A 25,772-nucleotide genomic window follows, 5' to 3' on the forward strand; every position below is an offset into this window, starting at 1 on the left:
CCATGAAGAACGCTAGCCATATGGAAGTTTCGGGTCGCCGCTCGTTGATGCCGGCATTCAGCCGCCTTGCCGTGCTGGCCGCCTTCGGGCTGGCCAGCATCGGCACGGCAATCGCGCAGACCGCACCGGTTCCGCAACAGCGGCCACCGGCACGGCAGACGCCAGCCCAGATCGCGGCCGCAAAGGAAGCCGAGATGATCGCCGCAGGTGTGCGCACCGAATGCCTGCCTTCGAAGCAGAAGGCCACACCGAATCTCAGCGACGATGTCATCGACGACATGCGGGAAGCTTCCGTGATGCTCGGCGAGAAGAAGACCGACCTGGCGATCGAGAAGCTGAAGAAACTCGTCAACAAGGGCGAGGACTATGACAAGGCGATGGTCAACTACAACCTGGGTATCGCTTACTCGGACAAGAACGATCTCGCCAGTTCGGCCAGCGCCTTCGCCAAGGCGCTGTCCTACGACTCGCTGTCGATGCAGAACAGCGAGCAGATGCGTCTCAACCTCGGTCAGCTGTATGTCGCCAGCGGCCAGTTCGATCTCGGCATCGACGCGCTGAGGGACTACATGGCCAAGGCCTGCGGCGTCGTGTCGCCGGATGCCCATGTGTTCCTGGCCAGCGCGCTCGCCGAGCGCAAGCGCTTTCCGGAAGCACTCGCCGAAGTCGATACCGCGCTGGGCAAATCGAAGGTGCCGAAGGAATCGTGGATCCAGTTCAAGCTCGGCCTGCTGTACGAGCAGAAGGATTACAAGGCGTCGGCGGAGACGCTGCTGCAGCTGATCGCCCTGAACGCCGGCAAGGCCGACTACTGGAAACAACTGGCAGGCGTGCTGCTGCAGATGGAAGACAGCACTCAGGCTGCAGCGGTGCTCGCGCTCGCCGAACGGCAGGGCATGCTCGCTACGCCGGAAGATATCCGCAATCTGTACAACACCTACATGATCATCGGCGAGCCGCAGAAAGCGGCGCAGCTGATGGACGCCGCGATCTCCGACAAGAAGCTGCCGCTCGACGAAAGGAATCTCGAATCGGTCTCCAACGCCTGGATCAATGCCCGCGAGAACGAAAAGGCCGAAGCGACGCTGAAGCAGCTGGCATCGATGGCCGAACGCGGCGAGTACTACTTCCGGCTCGGCGCGATGTATGGCGATCAGGAGCGCTGGAAGGATTCCCGCGAAATGCTCGAACGAGCGCTCGAGAAGGGTGGCTTGAAGAAGCCGGGCGAAGCCTGGTTCCGGATCGCGGTGGCCAGCTACGGCGCCAACGACGTCAAGGGCGCAATCGCCGCGCTGCAGAAGTCGATCGCCTTCGAAGACACCAAGGCCCAGGCCAGCGAATGGCTGCGTTCCTTGTCGACGCAGGCGCCGCCGCCGGTGCCATCGGCAACCAGTTCGTCCGCACCGTCGGCACCCGCCAAGACAGCCGGTTGAGGCAGATGCGATGAGCAAGCACTAGGCCTCGCCATCGCCGGTCACGCGAACCGTGACTGGCGAATGCCAGCCCGCAACACCCGTTTCGATCACCGGGCGCGCCCTCCGGCGCGCTGCAGGGCCCGGCTGTGTCCGGGCCACAGCCGGCCAGCAGCCGAGTAGACAGGAGTCGCAGCGATGGACATGAAGACCCAACCGAAACTCGCGCTACTGGCGCTTGCGATCTGCACCTCGCTGGCGGCAGCACATCCGGCCGGCGCGATGGAACTGGAGTCGGCAACGATCGCCGATCTGCAGACGGCGATGGCCGCCGGCAAGCTCAGCGCCGAGAAGCTCACCGAGCTCTATCTCGCCCGCATCGAGGCCTACGACAAGAAAGGCCCGACCCTGAACACGGTCATCACCCTCAATCCCAAGGCGCTGGAGCTGGCGCGCACGCTCGATGCCGAGCGCAAGGCCGGCAAGCTGCGCGGCCCGTTGCACGGCATTCCGATCGTGCTCAAGGACAACTTCGATACCGCGGATCTGCCCACCACCGGCGGCAGTCAGCTGTTGAAAGGTTCCTTGCCGCCGGACGATGCCTTCGTGGTCAAGAAGCTGCGCGACGCCGGCGTCATCGTGCTGGCCAAGGTCAATCTGTCGGAATGGGCGGGCGGCGGCGGCAGTGTCGGCGGTGCCAGCGATCCGGCCGTGCTCAAGGCTGGCGCGGTACCCAACGGCAGCAGCTCGATGGGTGGCCAGACGCGCAATCCGCATGACCTCACACGCGGCCCCTCCGGTTCCAGCGGCGGCACCGGTGCGGCGATCGCGGCAAGCTTCGCGCAGTTCGGTCTTGGCACCGACACCGGCGGCTCGGTGCGCGGGCCTTCATCGGCGAATGGCATCGTCGGCCTCAAGCCCACGCTCGGCCTGATGAGCCGCGACGGCATCATTCCGCTGGCGCTGAGTTTCGACACCGGCGGCCCGATGGCGCGCAGCGTCTATGACGTGGCGCTGGCGCTGGGCGTCATGGCTGGCGTCGATCCGGCCGATGCCGCCACCGCGAAAAGCGCAGGCCATGCCGAGAAGGATTACCTGAAGTATCTGAAGCGCGGCTCGCTGCAGGGCGCGCGCATCGGCATCGCCCGCGACTTCATGGGCAAGGATGCCGGCACCGATCAGGTGATGGAGCGCGCCATCGCGATGCTCAAGCTGCAAGGCGCGACGGTCATCGACATCAAGTATCCGGACTACCTGCTGGCCGCCAAGCAGCCGCTGCTGATCCTGATGATGTCGTCCGAGTTCAAGACGCAGATCGCCGATTACCTGAAGACCACCGGGCCCTCGTATCCGAAGACTTTCGATCAGCTGGTCGCCCTGTCGAACGATCCGAAGACCAACTATCGCGCGCCGGAAAAGGCTTATGCGCTGAAGTACACGGCCTCGGTGGCGCTGGCGCTCGATGATCCGCGCTATCTCGCCGCCAAGACCCAGGCGCTGCCGGCGATCAAGGCCGGCATCGATGCACTGTTCGCTACCGACAAGCTCGACGCGATCGTCTATCCGACTTCGCCACGGCCAGCGACCCTGATCGTGCCGGACAAGCCGCCGATGCCGAGTGCCGGCACCGACAGCGCCACCAGCTTCGCCAACGAAACCGGCTACCCGGATCTGATCGTGCCGGCCGGTGTCACGCCGTCCGGCTTGCCGGTGACCATCTCGTTCTTCGGCCCGGCCTGGAGCGAACCGAAGCTGCTCGGCTACGGCTACGACTTCGAGCAGGCCACCAAGGCCCGCGTGTTGCCGAAGACGACACCGCCGCTGCCCGCCGACAGTCTGGCGATGTGGCGTTGAGGCCGGCCATGAACTTCATGATCCGCAACCAGCGTCATTCGATCCTTGCGGCTTGCGCGCTGACGTTTGCCGTCAGCCTTCCGGCCCAGGCTGCGCTGGACCTCGCGACGGCGAGCATCGCCGAGCTGGAAGCGGCGATGGCCGCCGGCACGCTCACCTCTGAAAAACTGGTGACCTTGTACCTCGCGCGCATCGAAGCCTATGACGCCAAGGGGCCGGCGCTGAACAGCGTCATCACCCTGAACAAGCGCGCGCTCGAAGAAGCGAGAGCGCTCGACAAGGAGCGCAACGAGAAAGGCCCGCGCTCGCCACTGCACGGCATCGTGGTGCTTGCCAAGGATGTCTACGACACCAGGGACATGCCCACAAGCGGCGGCTTCAAGCCGATGGCGACCTCGCAGCCGTCGCGCGATTCCTTCGTCATCGATCGCCTGCGCAAGGCCGGCGTGGTGATCCTTGCCAAGCTCAACCAGTCCGACTGGTACGGCGTTGCCGCACCGGGTGGCAGTTCGCTGAAAGGCCCGGTAGTCAGCCCGTACAACCCGAAGAAATCGACGGGTGGCTCGAGCAGCGGCACCGGCTCGGCGGTTGCCGCCTGGTTCGGCACGGTGGGCCTGGGCAGCGATACCACTGGCTCGATCGTCATCCCCAGCACCCTGGCCAATCTGGTCGGCATCTCGGCGAGTCATGGTCTGGTCAGCCGCACCGGCATGATGTGGAGCAGCCCGTCGCAGGAAAACGGCGGGCCGATGTGCCGCAGCGTGGCCGACTGCGCCGCCGTGCTCGATGTCATCGCCGGCTATGACCCGGCCGATCTCGCCACCCAGGCCAGCCTCGGCAAGTTGCCCGAGCAGCCTTACACCAGCTTCGTGTCGAAGACCGGCCTCAAGGGCGCGCGTCTCGGCGTGCTGCGCGAGATGGTGCGCAGCGGGCCGATGCACAAGGAAGGCACAGCGCTCTTCGAGAAAGCGATTGCCGATTTCAAGGCGGCCGGCGCGACCATCGTCGATCCGGTCGATACCGGCATCGGCCTTGTCGAAAGCCAGGTGCTGGCCGATGCGCCGCGCTATGAAGTGGCGTCAGCGATCAATGCCTATCTCGCAGGTCTCCCGCCGACGGCGCCGATCCGCGACGTTGCCGAGATGATCGACAAGGGCGGGGCGCTGGTGAAGCCGCGCATCGTCGAGTCCTGGCAGTACGGTTCGATTGACCGCAGCCCGGAACTGATTGCGGCGATGAAGCACCAGACGGTGATGCGCGATGCGCTGACCGGGCTGATCGACAAGTACCAGCTCGACAGCTTGATCCTGCCGTACCGCACCGCGCTCGATGACGACTTCAAGCGCACGCCGAACCCACCGGCGGTGCCCGGCGCGCGCAGCGAGAACCGTAACGCCATCGCCTCGTACACCGGCCTGCCGACGATCGTCGTGCCCGGCGGCTTCTTCGCGACTGACGGCATGCCGTTCGCCGTGCAGTTCCTCGGCAAGCCCTTCACCGAGCCGACCCTGATCAAGCTCGCCAGCGGCTACGAAGCCGCCACCCATCACCGCAAGGCGCCTGCGCTGACTCCGGCTCTGGCCGGCGAAACGCTCGCGCCCTGAACTCCCCGCATCCACTTCTCCGTCCTTCCAGGAAAACGCTTCCCATGACGCAGCTCCGCAAGTCCGCCATCGCCGCTGTATTGATGATCGCCACGCTGTCGTCCGCCGAGGCCGCGACGATCAATCTCGCCACCGCGACCATCGCCGACCTCCAGGCCGCCTACAAGACCGGCAAGCTCAGCGCCGAACAGGTCACCAAGGCCTACCTGGCGCGCATCGCCGCGTACGACAAGCAGGGCCCGGTGATCAACAGCGTGATCACCCTGAATCCGAAGGCGCTCGAAGTGGCCAAGGCGCTCGATGCCGAGCGCAAGGCCGGCAAGGTTCGCGGCCCGCTGCACGGCGTGCCGATCGTGCTCAAGGACAACTTCGACACCTTCGATCTGCCGACCACGGCCGGCTCGCAATTGCTGAAAGGCTCGATCCCGCCGGACGACGCCTACGTGGTCAAGAAGCTGCGCGAGGCCGGCGCGATCATCGTCGCCAAGGTCAATCTTTCCGAATGGGCCGGCAGCGGCGGCAGTGTCAGCGGCGCCACCGATCTCGAAGTGTTGAAGCTTGGCGCAGTGCCGAATGGCTCAAGCTCGATGGGCGGCCAGACGCGCAATCCGCATGACCTGACCCGCGGCCCGTCCGGCTCCAGCGGCGGCACCGGTGCGGCGATCGCGGCAGTGTTCGCGCAGTTCGGTCTCGGCACCGATACCGGTGGTTCGGTACGCGGCCCGTCAACCGCCAACGGCATCGTCGGTCTGAAGCCGACCCACGGCCTGATGAGCCGCGACGGCATCGTGCCGCTGGCGCTTTCCTTCGACACCGGTGGCCCGATGGCACGCAGCGTCTACGACATCGCCACTGCGCTGACCGTGATGACCGGCGTCGATTCGGCCGACTCGGCTACCGCCAAGAGCGCCGGCCACATCGAGGCCGACTACACGCGGTTCCTGAAGGCCGGCTCGCTGAAAGGCGCGCGGATTGGTTTTGCCAAGGACTTCACCGGCAAGGACGATGGCGTCGATGCGGTGATGACTGCCGCGGTCGCCAAGCTCAAGGCGCTGGGCGCGACGGTGGTCGACGTCAAGTATCCGGACTATCTGATCGCTGCCAAGCAGCCGATCTACAACCAACTGGTGTCGACCGAGTTCAAGGCCCAGGTCACGCAGTACCTGAAGACCACCAAGCCGGGCTTCCCGAAGACTTTCGATGAAGTGGTCGCCAAGTCCAATGACCCGAAGACCAACTACCAGTCACCAGGCAAGGCCTACGCGCTGAAGTACACGGCCTCGATCGCGCAGACGCTCGATGATCCCGCCTATCTGGCGGTGAAGAACGAGCAGCTCGCCGCGGTGAGATCGGGCATCGACGCGATCTTCGTCAAGTACAAGGTCGACGCGATCGTCTATCCGACCTCGCCGAAGCCGGCGACCCTGATCGTGCCGGACAAACCGCCGCAGCCTTCCGCCGGCACTGACAGCGCCACCAGCTTCGCCAACGAGACCGGCTACCCGGATCTGATCGTGCCAGCTGGCATGACGCCGGGCGGACTGCCGGTGGCGATCTCGTTCTTCGGCCCGGCCTGGAGCGAACCGAAGCTGCTCGGCTACGGCTATGACTTCGAGCAGGCCACTCATGCCTTGGTTGAACCGAAGCACACGCCGGCGATGCCGGGCGACGTTCTGAACTACTGACCCCGGAGCCCGACATGAAAACCATTGCTGCCAGACACGCGCTGCTTTGCGGCATCGCGCTCACCTTCGGCTTGTCCGGCGTCGCACAGGCCAAGACCTTCGATCTGCAGAACGCCGGCATCGAAGACATCCAGGCGGCCGTCGATGCCGGTGCGCTGAGCTACGAAAAACTGACTCGCCTGTACCTCGCACGGATCGCCGCTTACGACAAGAAGGGGCCATCGCTGAACACGGTGATCACCTTGAACAAGAAGGCGCTCGACACCGCGCGGGCGCTCGACGTCGAGTTCAAGAAGAAGGGCCGGCGTTCGCCGCTGCACGGCATTCCGGTGCTCGCCAAGGACAATTACGACACCGCCGACATGCCGACCAGCGGCGGCGACTTCCTGCTTGCCAAGTCGGTGCCTTACGTCGATGCGCCGTCGATCAAGCAGCTGCGCGATGCCGGCGCAATCATCCTCGCCAAGGTCAACATGGACGAGTTCGCGCACGGCGGCATCGGCTACAGCTCGCGCCTCGGCCAGACCCGCAACCCGCATGATCCTCGTCGTCATCCGGCCGGTTCCAGTGGCGGCACCGGTGCCGGGCTTGCGGCCTGGTTCGCGCCGCTGGGCTTGGGTTCCGACACCGGCGGTTCGATCCGCGGGCCGTCGTCGGCGAACGGCATCGTCGGCATCAAGCCGACCAATGGCCTGATCTCGCGCACCGGCATCATGCCCTGCGTGCTGACCTTCGATACCGGTGGCCCGATGGCCCGCACAGTCTATGACGCGGCGCTTGCGCTGGGCTTCATGACCGGCACCGATGCCAAGGATCCGCTGTCCATGACCAGCGCCGGCCACGAATTCAAGGACTACACCCAGTTCCTGAAAACCGGCGCGCTGCAGGGTGTGAGAGTCGGCGTGATCCGCGATCTCGCCGGCACCGATCCGGAAGTCGATCGGGTGTTCAACGAAAGCCTGAACGAACTGGTGAAGCTCGGCGCCGTACTGGTCGATGACGTGCACTATCCGGCGATCGTCATGCAGAACCGCTCGGTGGCGATGGAGCCGATCCGCTCCGAGGTCAAGGACAACTACGTGGCCTATCTCGGCACCTTGCGGCCGGGCTTCCCGAAGACCGTCACCGAGCTGGCCGAGCAGGGCATCAAGCTGACTGCTGCGAAGGGCGAGTTCCAGCCGCATCCGAGTGTCTTCACGCGCTTCAAGGCACTGGGCGAGCGGCCGGCGCTGACCTCGATCAGCTACACGTCCGCGAAGCAGTACGCGATGCCGGCGGTGCGTGGCGCGGTGCTCGGGCTGATGGAAGAAAAGAACGTCGACGTGCTGGTCTATCCGACCCGTTCACGGCAGCCGGAACTCATCGATCCGCTGACGCCGTACATCGTCGATCGCCCGCCGACGCCGTCACTGACCAGCATCGCCAACGTCACCCAGTTTCCGGACGTGATCGTTCCCGCTGGCATCACCCGCGACAAGATGCCGGTGACCATCTCGTTCTTCGGCCCGGCCTGGAGCGAGCCGAAGCTGCTGGCCTATGCCTACAGCTACGAGCAGGCGACCCATCATCGCGTGGCGCCATCCACCACGCCGCCGCTGCCGGGCGAGCGTTTCGAGTACTAGGGCGTTCTTGGGCTTGTTCTTGGGGCCCCGGTACCGGTGCCGCAGCGTGGAATTGGCCCCCGCTGCAGTGCCGGTGCCGGGTGCAACCCGAGCGCTCTCAGCTTGAGATGTGTGGCTTTGCCCGCGGTTCGGCCAAGGATAGGCTGGGCCGCGGGCTTTTCTTTGCCTACGAACGTTCGCGCAATGTTCGGGTCCGACTGACAGAGCCGGCATCCGATGCCGACCCTGTAAGGTTCGACCCTGCCATCACGTTGTGGAGATTCCGATGCATCCCGATGCCATCGCTTTTGTCTCACCCTCGGAAATGAACCGCCGTGGCTTCATCGTCACCGCGCTGGCCAGCGGCTTCGCGCTTGCCGTGCAGCCGGTTTCCGCGCAAAGCCTGATCACCACGCCGGCCGATGGCCTGCTGGCCGGCGAAATCAGCATCCCGGTCAAGGACGGCAAGATGCCGGCCTATCGCGCCCAGCCACGCGGCGGCCGCAATCTGCCGACGGTGCTGGTGGTGCAGGAAATCTTCGGCGTGCACGAGCACATCAAGGATGTCTGCCGGCGCTTCGCGCAAGCCGGCTATCTGGCCATCGCCCCCGAGTTGTTCGCGCGCCAGGGCGATGCCAGCAAGTACACCGACACCAAGGAACTGGTCGCGCAGCTGGTCTCGAAAGTGCCGGACACGCAGGTGATGGACGACCTCGACGCCACCGCGATCTGGGCCGCCAGCAACGGCGGCGATCCGGCCAAGCTCGCCGTCACCGGCTTCTGCTGGGGTGGCCGCATCGTCTGGCTGTACGCGGCCCACAACCCGGTGGTGAAGGCTGGCGTCGCCTGGTACGGCGGCCTGATCCGCCCGGGTACCGAGCTGCAGCCGCAAAGCCCGATCGATCTGGTCGATCAACTCAAGGCGCCGGTGCTCGGCCTCTATGGCGCGGCCGACACCGGCATCGCCGCCGACACCGTCGAGCAGATGCTCGCCAAGCTCGCGGCATCGGCCAGCCCGGCTGCCAAGGCCTCGGAGATCGTCCTGTACCCCGATACACCGCATGGCTTCAACGCCGACTACCGGCCGAGCTATCGCGCCGCGCAGGCCAAGGATGGCTGGGCGCGCCTGTTGGACTGGTTCAGCCGCAACGGTGTGGCCTGAGGTTCGATCGGCGGGTAACGCGGACAAGCGATAATCAGGCCTGATTCGTACGCATCAGGAGTGGTTCGGCATGTCCGGTCCCGCCAGAAACGGTCTGTTCCTCTACGCCAAGGATCTCGAACGCCTGGCCGGCTTCTACCAATCTCTGCTGGCGATGCGCCGTGTCCATGCGACGGCTGAACTGGTGGTGCTGCAGGTGCCGGACTCGGATATGCAGCTGGTCATTCACGCGATCCCCGTGCCGATCGCGGCGACGATCACGATCACGACGCCACCGGTGCGCCGCGAAGACAGCGCGCTGAAATTCTTCCTGACCGTGCCCAGCCTGCCGGAAGCGCGGACGCTTGCAGCAAGCCTTGGCGGCGAGGTCTATACCGAGCAATGGCAGGGCCTGGGCTTCATCGTGTCCAATGCCTGCGATCCCGAAGGCAATATCTTTCAGCTGCGTGAGAGCTTGTGATCAGGCGGTCAACCGACGGGGGCAGCATGCTTCTCACCAGACGCACCCTTCTCAAGAGCAGCGCCTTGATGGGAACAGGGCTCGCGATCAAGCCTGCCGCTGCGGAGGCGGCGGTTTCGGACTCAGGGCTCGCCTCCGAAATCGGCGATGCCGCACGATCTGCCATCCGTTCAGGCGCATGTCCTGGTGTTGCCGTCCATATTTCGCTGCGTGGACGCAGCCTGCTTTCGAGCAACTACGGTCTGGCCAACATCGAGACTGCCAGCGGACTGGCTGGCGGCAGCGTCTTTCGGATCGGCTCGCTCACCAAACAGTTCACGGCCGCCTTGGTGGTCAAGTTGGCGTCCGACGGCAAGCTGGACCTTAATGATGCGGTCTCGAAGCACCTTGCATGCTTCGCGGGCAGCCCATCATTCACAGTTCGTGAACTGCTGAACCATACAGCCGGGCTGCACAGTGATGAACAGAACGTCTCCTGTCAGACCGACCTTGCGAGGCCGAAGTCACAGATGGCATTGGCGCAGGAAATCAGCGCCCAATCCGTGCTGTTCGATTTCGAGCCCGGAACGGCCTGGCTGTACAGCAACGCAAATTACATCGTGCTGGGAGCAGTGATCGAAACGCTCACCGCCATGTCGCTCGCCGATGCGGCGGCGGCCATGATCTTCAAGCCGCTGGGTCTCGACAAGACCGCTTTCGATTCGTCAGACGCGGTGGTTCCCGGAAGGGTGGATGGCTATTCACCTGTGGACGGTAGCCCAGGCGCGTTCACTCATCCAGCCTTCATCGAGATATCGGAAGCCGGTGGCGCCGGTGCCATGCGCTCCACTGCGAGCGACCTCGGTCGATGGCATCGCGCTCTGTTGGCGAATCGTCTTTTCGATAGACGTTTCGTGGACGCAATGATCACGCCTGGCCGCTTGCGCGATGGTCGTCTCAGCGGAGAAAACCGATTCTCTCCAGACGATGCCAGCTACGGTGAGGTTGAGTACGGGATGGGGCTCTTGGTCTCACCCTCATCTCAAGCTCATCGCAGCGTTCTTCACTACGGCTTCATCAATGGTTTCTCGGCGTTTCTGGAAACCTTCATCGACCTGGGGTTGACGACGGTCGTTCTATGCAACGGAGACGTCGGGCCCGCGTTGCCTTTTCGAGCGGTGCGCAAGATTGTTTCAGCGCGAATCCTGAAAAGCTGAACCCGGCCCCGAGCATCAGGATCATTGGCCTGAACTTGCTGCCCATCACCCTGGAATCCTGCGAATGGCTCAGCCACAAAAGCCCATCAAACCCCCGATCGGCCCCGCAACCCGGCTCTGCATGTCACTGGCGGCGCGGCCGGGCAGCTTCGGCTCGCGCTTCCAGAACCGGCTCTACGAACATCTGGGTCTGGACTATGTCTACAAGGCGTTCACCACCACCGATCTGGCAGCGGCCGTCGGCGGCATTCGTGCGCTGGGCATCCGTGGCTGTGCGATCTCGATGCCGTTCAAGGAAGCGGTGATCCCGCTGCTTGATCGCCTCGAAGGCTCGGCAGTCGCCATCGACAGCGTCAACACCATCGTCAACAACGAAGGCCGACTCACCGGCTACAACACCGACTACAGCGCGATCATCGACGTGCTGGCGCAGGCCGGGGTCACGCCGCAAACGTCCTTCCTGTTGCGAGGCTCGGGTGGCATGGCCAAGGCCGTGGCGGCAGCGCTGCGCGATCGTGGTCATCGCAGCGGCATCGTCGTCGCCCGCAACGAAACCAGTGGACGTGCGCTGGCCGAGGCCTATGGTTTTTCCTGGGCGGCCAGCACCGATGGCCTGGCCGCGCCGCTGCTGATCAATGCCACGCCGCTGGGCATGGCGGGGCCCGATGCCGACCAACTCGCGTTTCCCGAAGCGCTGATCGCCGGATCGGAGATCGTCTTCGACGTCGTCGCGCTGCCGGCGGAGACGCCGCTGATGCAGGCCGCTGAACGCCTTGGCCGGCGGCGAATCTCGGGTGCCGACGTCATCGTGCTGCAGGCGCTGGAGCAGTTCGTGCTGTACACCGGCGTGCGGCCTGATGCCGACACGGTTGCGGAAGCAGCGGCCTTTGCCCGTTCGGCGTGAAGATCGGACAAATTCGTCTCGCGGCATGCCCTGTGCGTGAGACGAACCTGTGAAATCAGACCCCATCGAAACGATCACCCATAGCTGGCTCGACGACGCGCATGCGCTGGTCGCCGGCTCGCTGTTCGTGGCGCTGGGGATGACCATGTTCTCGTATGCGGGCCTGCTCACCGGTGGCGTCGCAGGCATCGCCTTCCTCGCCAGCTATGCCAGCGGCTCGAGCGTGGCCTTGTTCTTCTTCCTGCTCAATCTTCCTTTCTTCGGCCTCGCCTGGTTCCGCCTCGGCCCCGAATTCACGATCAAGAGCTTCGCCGCCGTCGCGCTGGTCTCGGTCTGCACCGCACTGGCGCCGAAGGTGGTGCGCTTCGAGTTCCTCAACCCCTGGCTGGCCTCGGTGCTCGGCGGCTTCCTGATCGGCTTCGGCCTGCTGGCGTTGTTGCGTCATGGCGCGAGCGTCGGCGGCGTCAACATCGTCGCCCAGTGGCTCCAGCAATCCCGAGGCCTGAGCGCCGGCAAGGTTCAGATGGCTGTGGATGTCGTCGTGGTGCTGGCGGCGCTGGTCGTCGTGTCGCCGGCCAGAGTCCTGCAATCGGTGGTCGGCGCGCTGGCGATTGGGGCCATCCTGGCCTTGAATCATCGGCCGGGGCGGTATCTCGGTGTTTGAGCGGAACGTGAAGCCCGAATCATCGTCATCACTCTAGGTGTGCAGGTCCCATCCACGACATAGGGTGACCGCAACCAGCCTCGTCTGAAGTGATGCGTCGACCCGGCGCTCACTGCCGAGGCTGACGACATGACCCACCATCAGCGCCTGTGGAACCGCATGGCTTGCGCGCTGCTGTCGGCATCGCTGCTGGCATCGATCAGTCTGCAAGCCGGCGCCGCGAGCTTCGATCTGTCCACCGCCACGGTGGCCGATATCGATGCTGCCTTCGCCAGCGGTGCGCTGAACTCGGAGCAGCTGACCAAGCTCTATCTGGCGCGCATCGCCGCCTACGACAAGAGCGGGCCGAAGCTGAATGCGGTGATCACCCTGAACCCGCAGGCGCTGGCTCAGGCGCGGGCGCTCGATATCGAGCGCAAGGCGGGCAGGCTGCGCTCGCCTTTGCATGGCATTCCGATCGTCATCAAGGATGTCTTCGATGTTGCCGGTCTGCCGACCACCGGCGGCACGGCGGCGCTGGCGCAATCGGTGCCGGCGCGGGATGCCGACATCATCGCGCGGCTGACCAGGGCCGGGGCGATCGTGCTGGCCAAGGTGAACCTGTCGGACTGGTTTTCGGACACACCGCCCGGTACCACGACCGCGATCGGCCAGACCTTGTCGCCGTACAACCTCGCCAAGTACGTCGGCGGTTCCAGCGGCGGCACGGGGGCTGCGATGGCGGCCTGGTTCGGTGCGCTGGGCCTGGGCAGCGATACCGCCGGCAGCGTGCCGCATCCGGCGTCGCACAATGCCCTGGTCGGGCTCACCGCGACGCAGGGCCTGATCAGCCGGCGCGGGCAGATTGCGACTTCGCTGTCGCAGGAACGTCCGGGCCTGATGACCCGCAGTGTCTATGACGCCGCAGTGATGCTCGACGCCGTTGCCGGCTACGACGGCGAAGACTTGGCGACGGCGAACAGCGTCGGCCATCTGCCGGACCAGAGCTATGCGTCGACGCTCGATGCGCAGAGCCTGAAGGGTGCCCGCATCGGCGTGCTGCGTGAACTGTTCTCCAGCGGGCCGGAACATCAGGAAACCCTGGCGGGCGTCGAAGTCGCGCTGCGCAAGCTGACGGCCAGCGGTGCGACGGTGGTTGATCCTGCCCGTACGCAGCTGGCTGATCTGCGCCGCGAAGTCGATGCCGCGAAGCTGTCCGACTTCGAGCGCGGCATTGCTCACGATGTCTACTTCGCGGCACTGCCGCCATCGGCGCCGGTGCACAGCCTGAACGATCTGATCCGTCTGGTCGGCGGTCAGTTGAAGCCTGAAACTCTGGCGGCGGCCAAGGCGCCGTCGCTCGATCACAACCCGGCTTATGGGGCGGCGCTCGCGCAGCGCGAGAAAGTCCGCAAGGCGATCCTCGAACTGCTCGATCGCGAAAAGCTCGACGCGCTGGTGTTCCCGTTCAAGACCTTCACCATTCCCAGCCTCGGTGCCGATTGGTCGAAGGCGCACTCGAACAATCCGCTGCATGCTTACACCGGCTTCCCGGCGCTGATCGTGCCGGCCGGTTTCACCAAGAGTGATGGCATGCCCTACGGCCTGATGTTTTTCGGAAGGCCCTGGAGCGAGCCGCGCCTGCTGTCGCTCGGCTACAGCTTCGAGCAGGCCACGCATGCGCGGCGAGCGCCGCCGCTGACGCCGGCCTTGCCGGGCGAGCGGTTCAAGTACTGAGGGTTTCCGTCCTGCCGAGCTGTGGGCCCGAGCAAATCGACAAGAGCCGTGGTCAAAAAAGTGGATTGCTCGGCGGAAAAGTCAACGTGGTGTCAATGTTCGATCGCGGTATCCATAACGAACAACCCCAGACTCACGCTCAGGAGATTCCCATGCGATCCATTCGTCTGACCCTGCTGGCCATGCTGTGCTCGGTGCCCCTCGCTCATGCGGCTGATGGCAAGGGAATGACCTGGACCAAGCAAGCACACAGCAGCATGCTGGGAATCGATCAAGTGGGCTGCAATGGCGGCGCGGTGGACGGCTGCAATCCGTATCAGGGCGACACCAGTTGCAAGAACATCCTGCCGGTGCTGTGCGTGAAGAATGATGGTTCGACGCGGCCTCCTTACACGGCGTCGCCCTCCGAGTTCTACGACGGCTGGCTCGGTGGCCAGATCACGACAACGCTGCCGATCCTGGGTGACGCACTGCGCTCGCGCACCGTTGGCGACAAGCTCTGCAGCAGCTCGTTCGGCAGCGGCTGGCGGATGGCGGAGTTCCACGACAACCCATCCGGCGGCTGGGGCTTCCGCGCCTATGGCAACGTTCGCAGCAGCCAGCACTTCTGGGTGGCGATCAACGATCAGCCGGCGAACTGCTGGAATCCCTGATTCCGCCCTTTTGCAGTCACAGACCACGATTTCGAGAAGGGCCGCGAAAGCGGTCCTTTTCCTGTCTGCGTGCAGGGCCGGACTAATGCTTTGGATTGCGCCGAGTGACTTGAACGGTCCTAGACGGCAAGCCGCACAACTGGGATACGCTCGCCGGGTTCTCGGGTTCGTGACGACAGAAGCCATGACTGCAACCCGACGTGGCAGTGACTCAGCGGGTTGATTTTCCAAGCAGCGAATAGCGAGGGACGATATGACCACCGAACTCTTCTGTCTTCTGCTGACCGCGATACTCACCGGCCTGCTCTGGATTCCCGTAGTCATTGGCTATGTGACGTCGCGCGGCCTGCTCAGGCCCATCGACTACAAGATTGCTCCGACCTCGCCGTTGCCGGAGTGGGTCAATCGCGCCAACCGCGCGCACGTCAATGCCGTCGAGAATTTCGCGACCTTCGCGGCGATCGTGCTGATTGCGAAGGCGGCCGGCGTGTCGACCGCGGTGACGGAAATCGCCGCTGCCGTGTTCTTCTACGCGCGCGTTGCGCACGCGGTGCTGCAGATCAGCGGATTCGGTCTGTTCAAGGCACGGACGGTGAGCTTCACCGTTGCCTGGCTCGCGTTCATGGCTTTCGCCATCGAACTGCTGAGGCAGGTGATCTGAATGGGCCGCGGGAAGCTGGACTGCGCTAGCCCACCGCGAACTCCGGTGGCTGCCTGAGCTGGAATCCGGTCGCATCCTGATAGGCCTTGGCCAGCGCCAGCAGCTTGGCCTCGGCGAACGGCTGCGCCATGAACAGCACACTGGTCGGCGCGCCGGTTTCGGCCCATCCATTCGGTAGCGCCAGGCCCGGATAGCAGGCGAGGTTGGCCATCTGCGAATGCTGCTGCGAGTAGTTCGGCGGTGGAGCCGGGATCGGAGCCGTGGCCCCTTCAGGCAGGCGCGGATTGCCGTTGGTGGACGGGGCGAGATAGACGTCGACGCTGGCCGTCGCCTCGGCGAGTTTCGCCATCATCATCGAGCGCAGGCGTTGCGATTGCAGGTATTCCACCGCAGGGATCATGCGGCTGGTGCGGAAGCGATCAGCGCGGCTCTTGTCGGTCATCAGCTTGTCGCGGCCGGACCGCAGCAGCTCGTCGAAGAACACCGCGGCCTCGACGCTGAGCATGGTCAGTTCGATATCGAATTCAGGCACTTTCAAGGGCACCAGATCGACCCCCATCCGACGCAGCTGATCGAGCGTGGCCTGATCGTTCTGCTTCCAGCTGGCCAGGCGATCGCCATCGCCAAAGGCTTGCGGCAGGTAGCCGACCTTGAGCTTGCGCCAGTCCAGCATCGCATCCCAGTTGAACGGAATTTCGCTGACCGACAGATCGCGGCCATCGGGCCTGGCGATCACGCTCATCACCGCGGCGCAGTCTTCCACCGAGCGACACATTGGCCCGAGGCGGTCCTGGGTCCAGCTCAGCGCCATTGCACCATAGCGGCTGACCCGGCCGAAAGTCGGACGCAGGCCGGTGACGCCGCAGCGTGCCGACGGGCTCAAGATCGAGCCGCCGGTTTCGGTGCCGATCGCGAACGGCACACAGCCGGCGGCCGTTGCCGAACCGGGCCCGGCCGACGAACCGCTGGCGCCCTCATCGAGCTTCCAGGGATTGTTGGTGCGTCCGCCCCACCAGCGATCCCCGCCGGCCAGTTCACCGGTGGCAAGCTTGGCGACGCAGACCGCACCAGCGGCGGTGAGCATCTCGACAATGCTGGCGTCGTAATCGAACACCTGATCCTTGTAGGCACCTGAGCCCCAGGTGGTGGGGTAGTTCTTGACCGAGATGATGTCCTTCGCGCCCCAGGGAATGCCGTGCAGCGGGCCGAGATCGCGGCCGGCGGCCAGCTCGGCATCGGCCTTCTTCGCCTGTTCGAGCGCGAGATCGTCGAGCATCGTCACCACGCAGTTGAGCTTGCCGTTGTGCTTCTTCAGCCGCGCCAGAACCATCTGCGTCAGTTCCACCGAACTGATCTGCCGGGTCTTGATCAGCTGCGACAGCGCGGTGACCGGCCAGAACGCCACGGCCTCAAGATCGGCCGGACGCTTGACCATCGCCGGCTTGCTGAAGCGTAGCGGCCTGGCCTGGCGATCGACCTTCATGCCCGCCGTGATCGGGCTGAAGTAGAACGGCGGGCCGACATCGTTCGGGATCGCCGTGGCGCGGACTTTCTGCATCCGGTCGAAGCTCTGGTTGACCTGCTTGACCATGCCCTCGTATTCGGCCTCGCTGAACTCGAGGCCGGAGATCCGCGCGGCGTCCTTGATCATGGCTGCGTTGATCGCTGCGGCACCGGTCTTTTCGACCTGTGCCCAGAGCACGCCGGGCAGCAGCGTTGCCGACAGGCCCAGGGTCGAGAAGCTGGCCAGAAAGCGGCGGCGGGTAGCTGCGAGGTTGCGGCTCATGGCGGAGTCTCGGAGATCAGCGGAGCGGGCCAAAGGCCGGCGGTGCGAATCGGTGATGGGTCGCCGATTCGTAAGCCGTGCCGACCTTGATCAGCACCGGCTCTTCACCTTGTCCCGCGAAGAAAGTGATCGAGATCGGCAGCGGATGCTTGAGCGTGGTTTGCTTGGTCCCCGGCGCCAGCACCGGCACATAATCGGTCTTGTCGGCGTTCAGCGCGTACTGCGGTTCGACGATCGTTGTCGTCACGCCGGCCGGCACCGCGACTCGCGGAATCTGGAAGAACGGGCTGATGCTGTCGAGACTGATGGCACCGACATTCGGGCCCTGGATCTTCGGCGTCGGCACCGTGTTCTCCGGGTGCACGAAGACATCGATCTTGTTCTCGTACATCACCCGCAGCAGCGCCAGCCGTGCGATATGGCTGCGGGCCAGGGCATCGGCCTTGCCGGCCTGTTCGTGGCCCTGCCACTGCACCCAGTTCTTCGCGCCGGCCAGGGATTTGTCCTCGCGGAACTTGGCATTCGCCACCCAATCACCCCAGGTCTTGATACGCGCATCGCCGCGGTCGATCAGGTAGCGATCGATGTCGAACGCGAGGTCCGCGCACAGCGCCGGCTGGCAGGGCACGGCGCCGAAGCTCATGAAGTTGGTGATGTTGACGGCATCGGTCAGCGGCGCCTGGCGCTTGCTGAGCTTGAGCAGATAGGCGTACGAGGTGACGTCGTAGCCCGGCACCTCGAAAACCAGCTTGCCGGCCTTGTCGCGGCGCTGGAAGATTTCCGGCATCGCCCAGGGCAGCAGTTCTGACAACGCATCGGAGAACGTGTACTTCAGGTCCGGCACGGCGGGATCGTCCGGATACTCTGCGGCACGCATCTCGACCAGCTCGGCACCGAGCCGATCGCGCAGCACGCGCTTGATCTCGGCATCGATCTGATCGGAGATCGCCACGTGGTTCGCGGTCTTCTTGACCATGTGCTCGCGGACGATCGCGATGCACAGGCCCTTCAGCGGCTTGGCGTCGCTCTTCAGCTGTGCATCGCCGGCGATGAAGCTTGCGTAGGGCTGAGCAGGCACCAGTGACTTCGGCACTGAGGTGAAGGGATCGCGCGAATCGTAATAGCCGCTGACCGGATCCTTGACCGCATCGAGCACCTTCACGGCATCGGCCAAAGTACGGGCATGGATGCCGGCGCGATCGTTGAACCACTGGTAGCCGATACCACCGTTGTCCGGCAGCAGGCCCTTGGTGGTCAGCAGGGTCGCCACACCATTGCGCGAGGCCGGGCCCTGGCAGGACGCGCCGGACTGCTCGCAGATGCCGATCGCGACAAGGTTCGCCGACACCGCAACACCGGAGCCGCCGCTGGAACCGCGCGAGACGCGCTCGGTGTCATACGGATTGCAGGACTGGCCGCCCCAGGAGCCGTGGGTCTGGCCGCCGGCGACGAAGTTGTAGCGCGCCTTTGCCGGGCCGCCCGGATCGCCTGGCCCGCCATTGAATTCATGGGCAACGGACTTCGCATAGATGATTGCGCCCTTGGCACGCAGCTGGGCGACGATGGTCGCGTCGTGCGGCGGCACATCCATCGCGAAGTTGACGTCGTTGTTCGCTGTCGTCCGCATGTCCTTGGTGTCGTACGGGTCCTTCACCGCCGTGGTGATGCAGTACATCGGCATCGCCGCGAGATCGGGTTTGCTGCCGTACAGCGCATCAAGTTCCGCCGCGCGTTCCAGCGCGTCCGGCAGCTTGCGGAAGGCTTCGCAGACCGCCGGCGCGCCGGCCGGCAATGCGCCCTTCGATGGATGCCGATCGAAGTCGCCCCTGCAGGTCACCGAACGCTCGCCGCGGATGTTCAGCGTCTCCAGCGCATTGACCTGGCCGGCGTCCGCCATGCCGACTCTCATGCCGTTCTGAGCACTGACGGTCGGATCCGAAACCGTCGCCTCCATGCGCCCGAATTCGAGCGGCAGGCCCTTGTACTGGCCTAGGTCCGGAAAGATCGTCGAAGCCTTCACCGTGCGGGTCGGGAAGTGCAGCGGCGCGCCCGCCCTGACATAGCCATTCGCAGCCGGAATCTTCTTGCCATCAGCCGTGAGCAGCGCCGTGCAGACGCCGTTGTAGGCACGAGCGCGATCGATGTAGGCCTGCACGACGCCGACGCAGGTGGTCTTGCCGGAGGTGATCGCAGACTGGGTGTCGGCGATGCTGGCTTCCTGGATGTCGAACTTCGCGGCGGCTGTCGCTGCGGTGCTGGCGATCAGCAGCATTGCCGTCAGAAGCTGACTCACGCCGGGAAGTGATGCCGTGCTGGACTTGATCAAGACGAAGCTCCCGCGTGAGCTGGCCGGATGGCCGTGACATCTGCTCAGACGGGTGCGGGGATGTGTCCCCCCACCTTGGGCTTGGCTTTGCGTTGGTCTTGCTGCGGTTGGTGTGACTGGCTTTGCTTGTTCTAGGCTTGATCCGCCTTTGCTGTCGTTTGTTGATTTCAGCGCACTATTCCGCGCTGTCGCGAAAAGCGCGGAATAGTGCGCCGAAGCAAGCCAACAACCGCAACGACCGATCAAGCCGAGAACAAGCTCAAACACAACCGGGCGGACGAGGAAGGACTCGCCAATCAATGCGTCTGAAAAACCTCCTGATACAAACCCAGCTTCTCCCGGATCGCGACCAACTCCTCCGCCGTCGGATGCGCTACATCCAGCACCCTCGGCAACGGTCCGAACTTCATCAGCGCCGCCGTCAGCAATAGCCGCGCCTTGGTCGTGGTCAGGTTGTTGCCTTCGATGAACAGGTTGCGCGGGTTGACCTTGACCAGGCCGCTGGCGTCGCCGCGTGCGGTCTTGACCACCGGCAGGCCTTGCAGCACCGCGAGTTCCAGCGCCTTGTCCTGTGAGGCGGACATGCTCGAGTACGGTGCCAGGCCTTCGCCGACGATGCCGGCCAGCGGGTACTCGCCGAGCAGCATGTCGATGGTCGCGACGATGCCTTTCTCGGCGCTGGGATCAGGCACGCCGCTGTCGTCGTACCAGTTGTCGCCCTTGAGCATCGCGACTTTCGGGATCGCCTGCGGCAGCAGTTCGCCGGCCGCATTCTTGATCGTCACGGTCACCGCTTCGACCTTGCCGGCCTTGGTCTTCAGCCAGCCGCTCTGATTGGCCGGCAGCTGGCTGATGCGCAGCTCGGATTTCCAGGTGTGCTTGCGGGTCGGGATGTTGGTGAGATAAGCGCCGGCGGTCATCGAGCCGAAGATGCCGCCGTAGCCACCGGTGGCGACATAGGCACCGGGATGGGCGTCGCCTTTCTCCACTTCACGCGCGGAGTAGATGATCTCGTCCTGGACCATCACCGTGCCGAGCCGGTTGCGGCCTTGTTCATCGGCCCAGACCTTGGAGTTGATGTAGTCGATCGAATCGAGAATGTTGCCGTCGCCATCGGCGCTGACCAAGCCGCGATTGCGGTGCGCGGAATTGGCGGAGATCGGCAGTTGGGTGTCGATCAGCAGACTCAGCCAGTAGGCGCTGTCTTCGACCGTGGGGCTGCCTTCCAGCCAGATCGCGCCGGCGTACTTGCCGCTGGCCAGCACGCGCTGAACGATGTTCGCTTCGCGGGCCAGCATCGGCCGGATCTGCGAGGCCGAGTACGGGCCGTAGCTGAAGAAATCACGGCCGAGCTTTTCCGGGGCGATATCGCCTTCGCCGGTATCGCTGCGCTTCGCCGCTGGCAGGCCTTTGGTATAGCCGCCGGAAGGCACGGCGCGATAGAAGTCGTAATCGGCGCGGGCTTCGATGCCGCCGCCATCACGTTCGATCTCGGCGAAGATCCGTGAGCCATCGGGCACGAAGGTCTGCCTTGACTGCGCAAACGGCGCGCCGGGAAACGCGAAGGTGTCGTCCCAGGCTTTGCCATTGGCCTGGCGGCCCATGTAGGGCAAGGCGTAGAGACCGTCTTCGGGCTTCAAGGTGACGGCATAGACCGGCTTGTCGTCGGCGCCGCCACGGGTTTTCGAGAACTTGCCGGCGGTGTTCACGTAGCCATCCGGTGGCGCATACAGCTCGGCGACATCGGCTTCCAGCGGATGGGCCGAGAACTGTTCGACATAGACGGTGACCGGTGCCGCCAGGCGTTGGTAGCGCGGCCAGTCGGTCTGGGTCTTGCCCCAGGCATCGGTCAGCAAGGGCAGGCCGTACTGGGCGCGCGCCTTGTTGCTGGTGATCAGCGGCTTGTTGTTCTGGATCGTCGACGTCGGGCCGGAGAACACGGCGATGCGCGGCTTGCTGTCAGCGGCAGCCGCGGTGCCCGCGGTGATCGTGATCAGGCTGGCGGCGAAGGCAGCGGCGATCCGCGTGCGGCGCGGCGTGAGGGAAGCTGGAGGCATGGTCGACTCGGAGGGCAAGCGGACATCCGCATTCCTTAGACGCACGCCACCGGCAGACCCCCACCGTCGATGAACAGACCCTAGTTCAGGAAGGATTTCTTCAGGGTCACGCCGCCCGAAGTCTGGTTGGCGATCGCCCCGCGCCAGAACGTGCGGCCGATGCTCAGGCTCATCCAGAGGCCTTTGCCGAGATGCAGATCGGTGCCGGCGCTGAGCTTGTAGAAGCTGTCGTCGTCGCGGTCCTTGAACCAGTCGTGAAGCACGGCAGCTTCCAGGTTTGCGTTCCACGGCGCGGTGCCGCCGCGCAGGCGCGCGGAGATCACCACTTCATCGGCATCGACGAACGTCCTAGGCTGCCGAGGGTCCTGCAGAGGCTCGTTGTGGCGATACAGCACCTGGCCGAGGATTTGCGCATGGCGGCCGAGAAACGATGGTGCGTAGTCGGGATGAGTGCCGAGCGCATCGAAGCCATAGGCCGTGGTGCCGAAGGCGACGAAGCCTCTGGGTTCGAGCGCGCCGAGACCATCGCTGAGCGTGCGGAAGGTCGGCGAGATGCCGATCGCATGGCCGGTGGCGTTCCAGGTGTAGGCAGCCACCTGAGGATCGTCGCGGCAGGCTCGCATGCCTGCACGCACGGTCTCGTGCAGCGCGGCGCGATACGCGGTCTGGCTGGCTTGCCACTGCGCCTGCAGTGCCTCGTGTTGCTGCTGCGCTTCCTGACGTTGAGCTGGCGCGGTGTTCGGGTCCTGCAGCAGCAGGTCGACAGCCTTCAGTCGTGCGGCAAGCTCCGCCAGCTGGTTGCGCGCTTGCTCCGGTGGGCTGATATGCCGCTCGAAGCAGTCCTTCAGCGAGCCCGGACCGCGATGGACGCGGGGATCGCGCTGCTCGTGCAGGACGATGCGCACGGTCGGCGCGAAGCGAGTGCTGCGATCGTCGTCGCTCTCGCCCTTGCTGACCGCCATCGACAGCTGGATGCGCGACACGAAGCGTTTTTCGCGGTTGTGCTGGTAGTCGGCAAGATCGAGCTGCGATTCGCTCAGGCTCACCGGCGCGAAATCGATGCCGAGTGCTCCGCGTGGATGACCCTGGTCGTCGAACACTTGCGCGGCAGCGATCGAGAGGTCTGACGAGGCCAGCGACTGTGCGGTGAGAAACGGCGCCACGCCCAGCGCGGTGAAGCTGGCCGGCTCGGGGCCGGCGACATCGATGCGGGTATCGCGCAGCCGGGTGTACTGCTCGACATCGCCGAACCAGGAATCGTCGCCTGACCACGCCGCATTCGCAGCCATGGCGGCCGGCAAGGCCAACACGAGTTTCCAGCGAGACATGGATGCTCCAGAAGCCGCCCCCGCGGCAATTCGCACAGGCTCGCGGGTTTCGGCGGCCATTGCAAAGGCCGGGCAAAGGCTGATGCGCGGGTAGGGCGCGGCGACTAAGCGGCGTCTGAAGCAAGGACCACCCAACCCACGCGCGGAGCCTCGATGAACACGCCATTGCTTTCCCACCGCCTGCGCCCGCTGGCGCTTGCCGCCGCATTGTTCATGGCGGCACCGACCGCACAGGCCGCGCCGGTGCCGCTGACCGATGCCAGCATCGCCGAACTGCAGCAGGCGATGAGCGACGGAAGCTTGAGCAGCGAGCGCCTGGTGTCCCTGTACCTGAAGCGCATCGAGGCCTACGACAACCGCGGCCCGGCGATTCATTCGGTGATCCTGATCAATCCGAAGGCGCTGGAAACGGCGCGCGCGCTCGACAAGGAGCGCAAGGCCGGCAAGCTTCGCGGCCCGCTGCACGGCATTCCGGTGGTGCTGAAGGACAACTACGACACCTACGATCTGCCGACCACCGCCGGCTCGTTCCTGCTCAAGGGCTCGATCCCTCCGGACGACGCCTACATGGTCAAGCGGCTGCGCGAGGCCGGCGCCATCGTGCTGGCCAAGGTCAATCTGTCGGAGTTCGCTTCCGGTGGCGCGCAGAGTTCGCTCGGCGGTCGCACCCGCAATCCGCATGATCTGACCCGCACGCCATCCGGCTCCAGCGGTGGCACCGGTGCCGCACTGGCGGCGGTGTTCGCGCCACTCGGCTTCGGTACCGACACCGGTGGTTCGATCCGTGGCCCGTCGACCTCGAACGGCATCGTCGGCCTCAAGCCCACGCACGGTCTGCTCAGCCGCGATGGCATCGTGCCGCTGGCGCTGAGCTTCGATACCGGTGGCCCGATGGCGCTGAGCGTTGCCGATATCGCCGTCTCGCTCGGCACCATGACCGGTGTCGATCCGGCCGATGCCGCGACGCAGAAGAGCGCCGGCAAGTTCGAAACCGATTACACGAAGTATCTGAAGGCCGACGCGCTGAAGGGCGCCAAGATCGGTATCGCCCGCGATTTCATGGGCCAGGACGACGAGGTCGACTGGGTCATCGAAACCGCGCTGAGCACGATGCGCAAGGCGGGTGCGACGATCGTCGACGTCAAGTATCCGAAGTGGCTGCTCGACAGCCGCGGCGAGTTCTACAACGCCATCCGCCGCCCGGAATTCCGCGCCCAGATCGGCGACTACCTGAAGACCCTGAAGCCGGGTTATCCGAAGTCGCACGACGAACTGATGGCCGGCGTCGAGTCGCTGGTGTCGCCGACCGACGGCATGATCCCCAACGAAGGCCGCTGGATGCTGTTCAAGCAGGAAGCCAAGAGCGGCACGCTCGAAGACGCCGAATATCTGACCATCCGCGACCATGCGCTGCCGCTGGTTCGGGCCGAGCTGGATGGCGTGCTGAAGAGCAACGGCCTCGATGCGATCGTCTACCCGACGTCACCGAAACGCCCGGCACGCACCGACATCGATCCAGTCACCGGCGGACCCGAAGGCCGCTCGGCCACCAACTTCGCGAACTTGAGCGGCTATCCGGATCTGATCGTGCCGGCCGGCTTCACCACCGGTGGGCTGCCGGTCGGCATCTCGTTCTTCGGCCCGGCGTTCAGCGAGCCGAAGCTGATCGCGCTCGGCTATGCCTTCGAGCAGTTGAGCCACGCACGCCGCTTGCCGGCGCTGACGCCGCCGCTGCCGGGTGAAGCGATCGGGCGTTGATGGCTGCGCGGTAGGACCGCAGGAAGCTGCCGTTCGCGGCAGCTTCCTGCGCGACGCTGATCCGGGGACAATCGGCCCATGTCCTCGCTCAATTCGCTGCTGCCGATCGCCCTGGTGATCATCATGCTTGGCCTCGGTCTGTCGCTGACCGGTGCCGATTTCCGGCGGGTGCTCGAGCAGCCGCGCAGTGTCGTCGTGGCGCTGCTGTGTCAGGTGTTGCTGCTGCCCGCGGTCTGCTTCGGTCTCGCCGTGGGCTTCGGCCTGCTGCCGGAACTGGCGGTGGGGCTGATGCTGCTCGCGGCTTCGCCCGGTGGGCCTATCGCCAACATCTTTTCCCATCTGTCGAAGGGTGATGTGGCGCTGAACATCACGCTGACGGCTGTCAACTCGCTGCTTTCTCTGTTCACCCTGCCGCTGGTGGTGAATCTGTCGCTGGCGTACTTCATTGGCGAAGGCCGCGACGTGCCGCTGCAGTTCGCGAAGATCATCCAGGTGTTCCTGTTCGTTCTGGTGCCGGTCGCGGTCGGCATGGGCGTGCGGCGGCGCTGGCCGATGCTGGCGCAGCGGCTGGACCGGCCGGTGCGCCTGCTGTCGATCGTGGTGCTGGCCTTGATGTTCGCGCTGGTATTCGTCACCGCACGCGTGGCGTTGATGGCCAACCTGACCACGGTCGGTTCCGCGGTGCTGGTCTTCAACGTACTGAGCCTGTCGGTGGGTTACGCGGTGGCGGTGATGGTGAAACTGAAGAAGCCGCAGGCGATCTCGATCGCGCTCGAAGTCGGCATCCACAACGCGGCGCTGGCGATCACCATCGCACTGTCGCCGCAGCTGCTCGGCAATCCGACGATGGGCATTCCGCCAATGATCTACGGGCTAACCATGGTGGTCACGGCGCTGGGCTTCGGGCTGCTGGTGAACCGGCGGCCGCGCGCAGGTTCCTAATCG

Annotated in this window: 19 protein-coding genes; 15 read left to right on the forward strand and 4 right to left on the reverse strand. The window is 64.9% G+C overall.

What is annotated here, in order from left to right:
• Positions 1-2: 2 nt before the first annotated feature.
• The 13 genes from G513_RS0105055 to G513_RS0105115 all read left to right on the forward strand — a co-directional run bounded on the left by G513_RS0105055 (position 3) and on the right by G513_RS0105115 (position 15,572).
• The gene (locus G513_RS0105055; protein ID WP_169560510.1) at positions 3-1,433 is read left to right on the forward strand and encodes a tetratricopeptide repeat protein; all 1,431 of its coding nucleotides are present in this window, start codon (positions 3-5) and stop codon (positions 1,431-1,433) included.
• A gap of 177 nt (positions 1,434-1,610) precedes the next feature.
• A complete protein-coding gene (locus tag G513_RS0105060) occupies positions 1,611-3,266 on the forward strand; it encodes an amidase family protein (RefSeq protein ID WP_022975735.1) in 1,656 nt (551 codons plus the stop codon).
• Between the two features lie 8 nt (positions 3,267-3,274).
• Positions 3,275-4,870, forward strand: a complete 1,596-nt coding sequence (locus G513_RS0105065; protein ID WP_022975736.1) for an amidase family protein — start codon at positions 3,275-3,277, stop codon at positions 4,868-4,870.
• A gap of 44 nt (positions 4,871-4,914) precedes the next feature.
• Positions 4,915-6,555 carry an amidase family protein gene (locus G513_RS0105070; protein WP_022975737.1) on the forward strand — a complete coding sequence of 547 codons (1,641 nt, stop codon included), beginning with the start codon at positions 4,915-4,917 and terminating at the stop codon, positions 6,553-6,555.
• A gap of 14 nt (positions 6,556-6,569) precedes the next feature.
• A complete protein-coding gene (locus G513_RS0105075) occupies positions 6,570-8,177 on the forward strand; it encodes an amidase (RefSeq protein WP_022975738.1) in 1,608 nt (535 codons plus the stop codon).
• A gap of 265 nt (positions 8,178-8,442) precedes the next feature.
• The gene (locus G513_RS0105080; RefSeq protein ID WP_022975739.1) at positions 8,443-9,318 is read left to right on the forward strand and encodes a dienelactone hydrolase family protein; all 876 of its coding nucleotides are present in this window, start codon (positions 8,443-8,445) and stop codon (positions 9,316-9,318) included.
• Between the two features lie 70 nt (positions 9,319-9,388).
• Entirely contained in the window at positions 9,389-9,778 is a 390-nt protein-coding gene (locus G513_RS0105085) for a VOC family protein (protein WP_022975740.1), read from the forward strand.
• Between the two features lie 26 nt (positions 9,779-9,804).
• Complete coding sequence (locus G513_RS0105090; RefSeq protein ID WP_156891395.1) at positions 9,805-10,974, forward strand: serine hydrolase domain-containing protein; 1,170 nt, start codon at positions 9,805-9,807, stop codon at positions 10,972-10,974.
• A 64-nt stretch (positions 10,975-11,038) separates the two neighbouring features.
• Entirely contained in the window at positions 11,039-11,878 is an 840-nt protein-coding gene (locus G513_RS0105095) for a shikimate 5-dehydrogenase (RefSeq protein ID WP_022975742.1), read from the forward strand.
• A gap of 49 nt (positions 11,879-11,927) precedes the next feature.
• Positions 11,928-12,542, forward strand: coding sequence for a DUF6198 family protein (locus G513_RS0105100; protein WP_022975743.1), 615 nt, complete (start codon positions 11,928-11,930; stop codon positions 12,540-12,542).
• A gap of 129 nt (positions 12,543-12,671) precedes the next feature.
• Positions 12,672-14,258 carry an amidase family protein gene (locus G513_RS0105105; RefSeq protein ID WP_022975744.1) on the forward strand — a complete coding sequence of 529 codons (1,587 nt, stop codon included), beginning with the start codon at positions 12,672-12,674 and terminating at the stop codon, positions 14,256-14,258.
• Between the two features lie 152 nt (positions 14,259-14,410).
• Positions 14,411-14,911: a hypothetical protein gene (locus G513_RS0105110; protein ID WP_022975745.1), complete on the forward strand. Its 501-nt coding sequence runs from the start codon at positions 14,411-14,413 to the stop codon at positions 14,909-14,911.
• A 253-nt stretch (positions 14,912-15,164) separates the two neighbouring features.
• Positions 15,165-15,572, forward strand: a complete 408-nt coding sequence (locus tag G513_RS0105115) for an MAPEG family protein (protein ID WP_022975746.1) — start codon at positions 15,165-15,167, stop codon at positions 15,570-15,572.
• A gap of 25 nt (positions 15,573-15,597) precedes the next feature.
• Here the strand turns inward: G513_RS0105115 and G513_RS0105120 are convergent, their stop codons facing one another.
• From G513_RS0105120 to G513_RS0105135, 4 genes are all read right to left on the reverse strand, one after another.
• Positions 15,598-17,358, reverse strand: a complete 1,761-nt coding sequence (locus G513_RS0105120; RefSeq protein WP_022975747.1) for an amidase — start codon at positions 17,356-17,358, stop codon at positions 15,598-15,600.
• 16 nt (positions 17,359-17,374) lie between these two features.
• Positions 17,375-19,651, reverse strand: a complete 2,277-nt coding sequence (locus G513_RS0105125) for an amidase family protein (RefSeq protein WP_156891397.1) — start codon at positions 19,649-19,651, stop codon at positions 17,375-17,377.
• A gap of 329 nt (positions 19,652-19,980) precedes the next feature.
• Complete coding sequence (locus G513_RS0105130) at positions 19,981-21,741, reverse strand: asparaginase domain-containing protein (RefSeq protein WP_022975749.1); 1,761 nt, start codon at positions 21,739-21,741, stop codon at positions 19,981-19,983.
• 80 nt (positions 21,742-21,821) lie between these two features.
• A complete protein-coding gene (locus G513_RS0105135; RefSeq protein ID WP_022975750.1) occupies positions 21,822-23,069 on the reverse strand; it encodes a hypothetical protein in 1,248 nt (415 codons plus the stop codon).
• A 153-nt stretch (positions 23,070-23,222) separates the two neighbouring features.
• Between G513_RS0105135 and G513_RS0105140 the strand changes: the two genes are divergently transcribed.
• On the forward strand, positions 23,223-24,827 hold the full coding sequence (locus G513_RS0105140; RefSeq protein WP_022975751.1) for an amidase family protein: 1,605 nt from the start codon (positions 23,223-23,225) through the stop codon (positions 24,825-24,827).
• A gap of 78 nt (positions 24,828-24,905) precedes the next feature.
• Positions 24,906-25,769, forward strand: a complete 864-nt coding sequence (locus tag G513_RS0105145; RefSeq protein WP_022975752.1) for a bile acid:sodium symporter family protein — start codon at positions 24,906-24,908, stop codon at positions 25,767-25,769.
• Positions 25,770-25,772: the final 3 nt, after the last annotated feature.

Source organism: Nevskia ramosa DSM 11499 (assembly GCF_000420645.1).
In the GTDB taxonomy this organism is placed as follows: domain Bacteria; phylum Pseudomonadota; class Gammaproteobacteria; order Nevskiales; family Nevskiaceae; genus Nevskia; species Nevskia ramosa.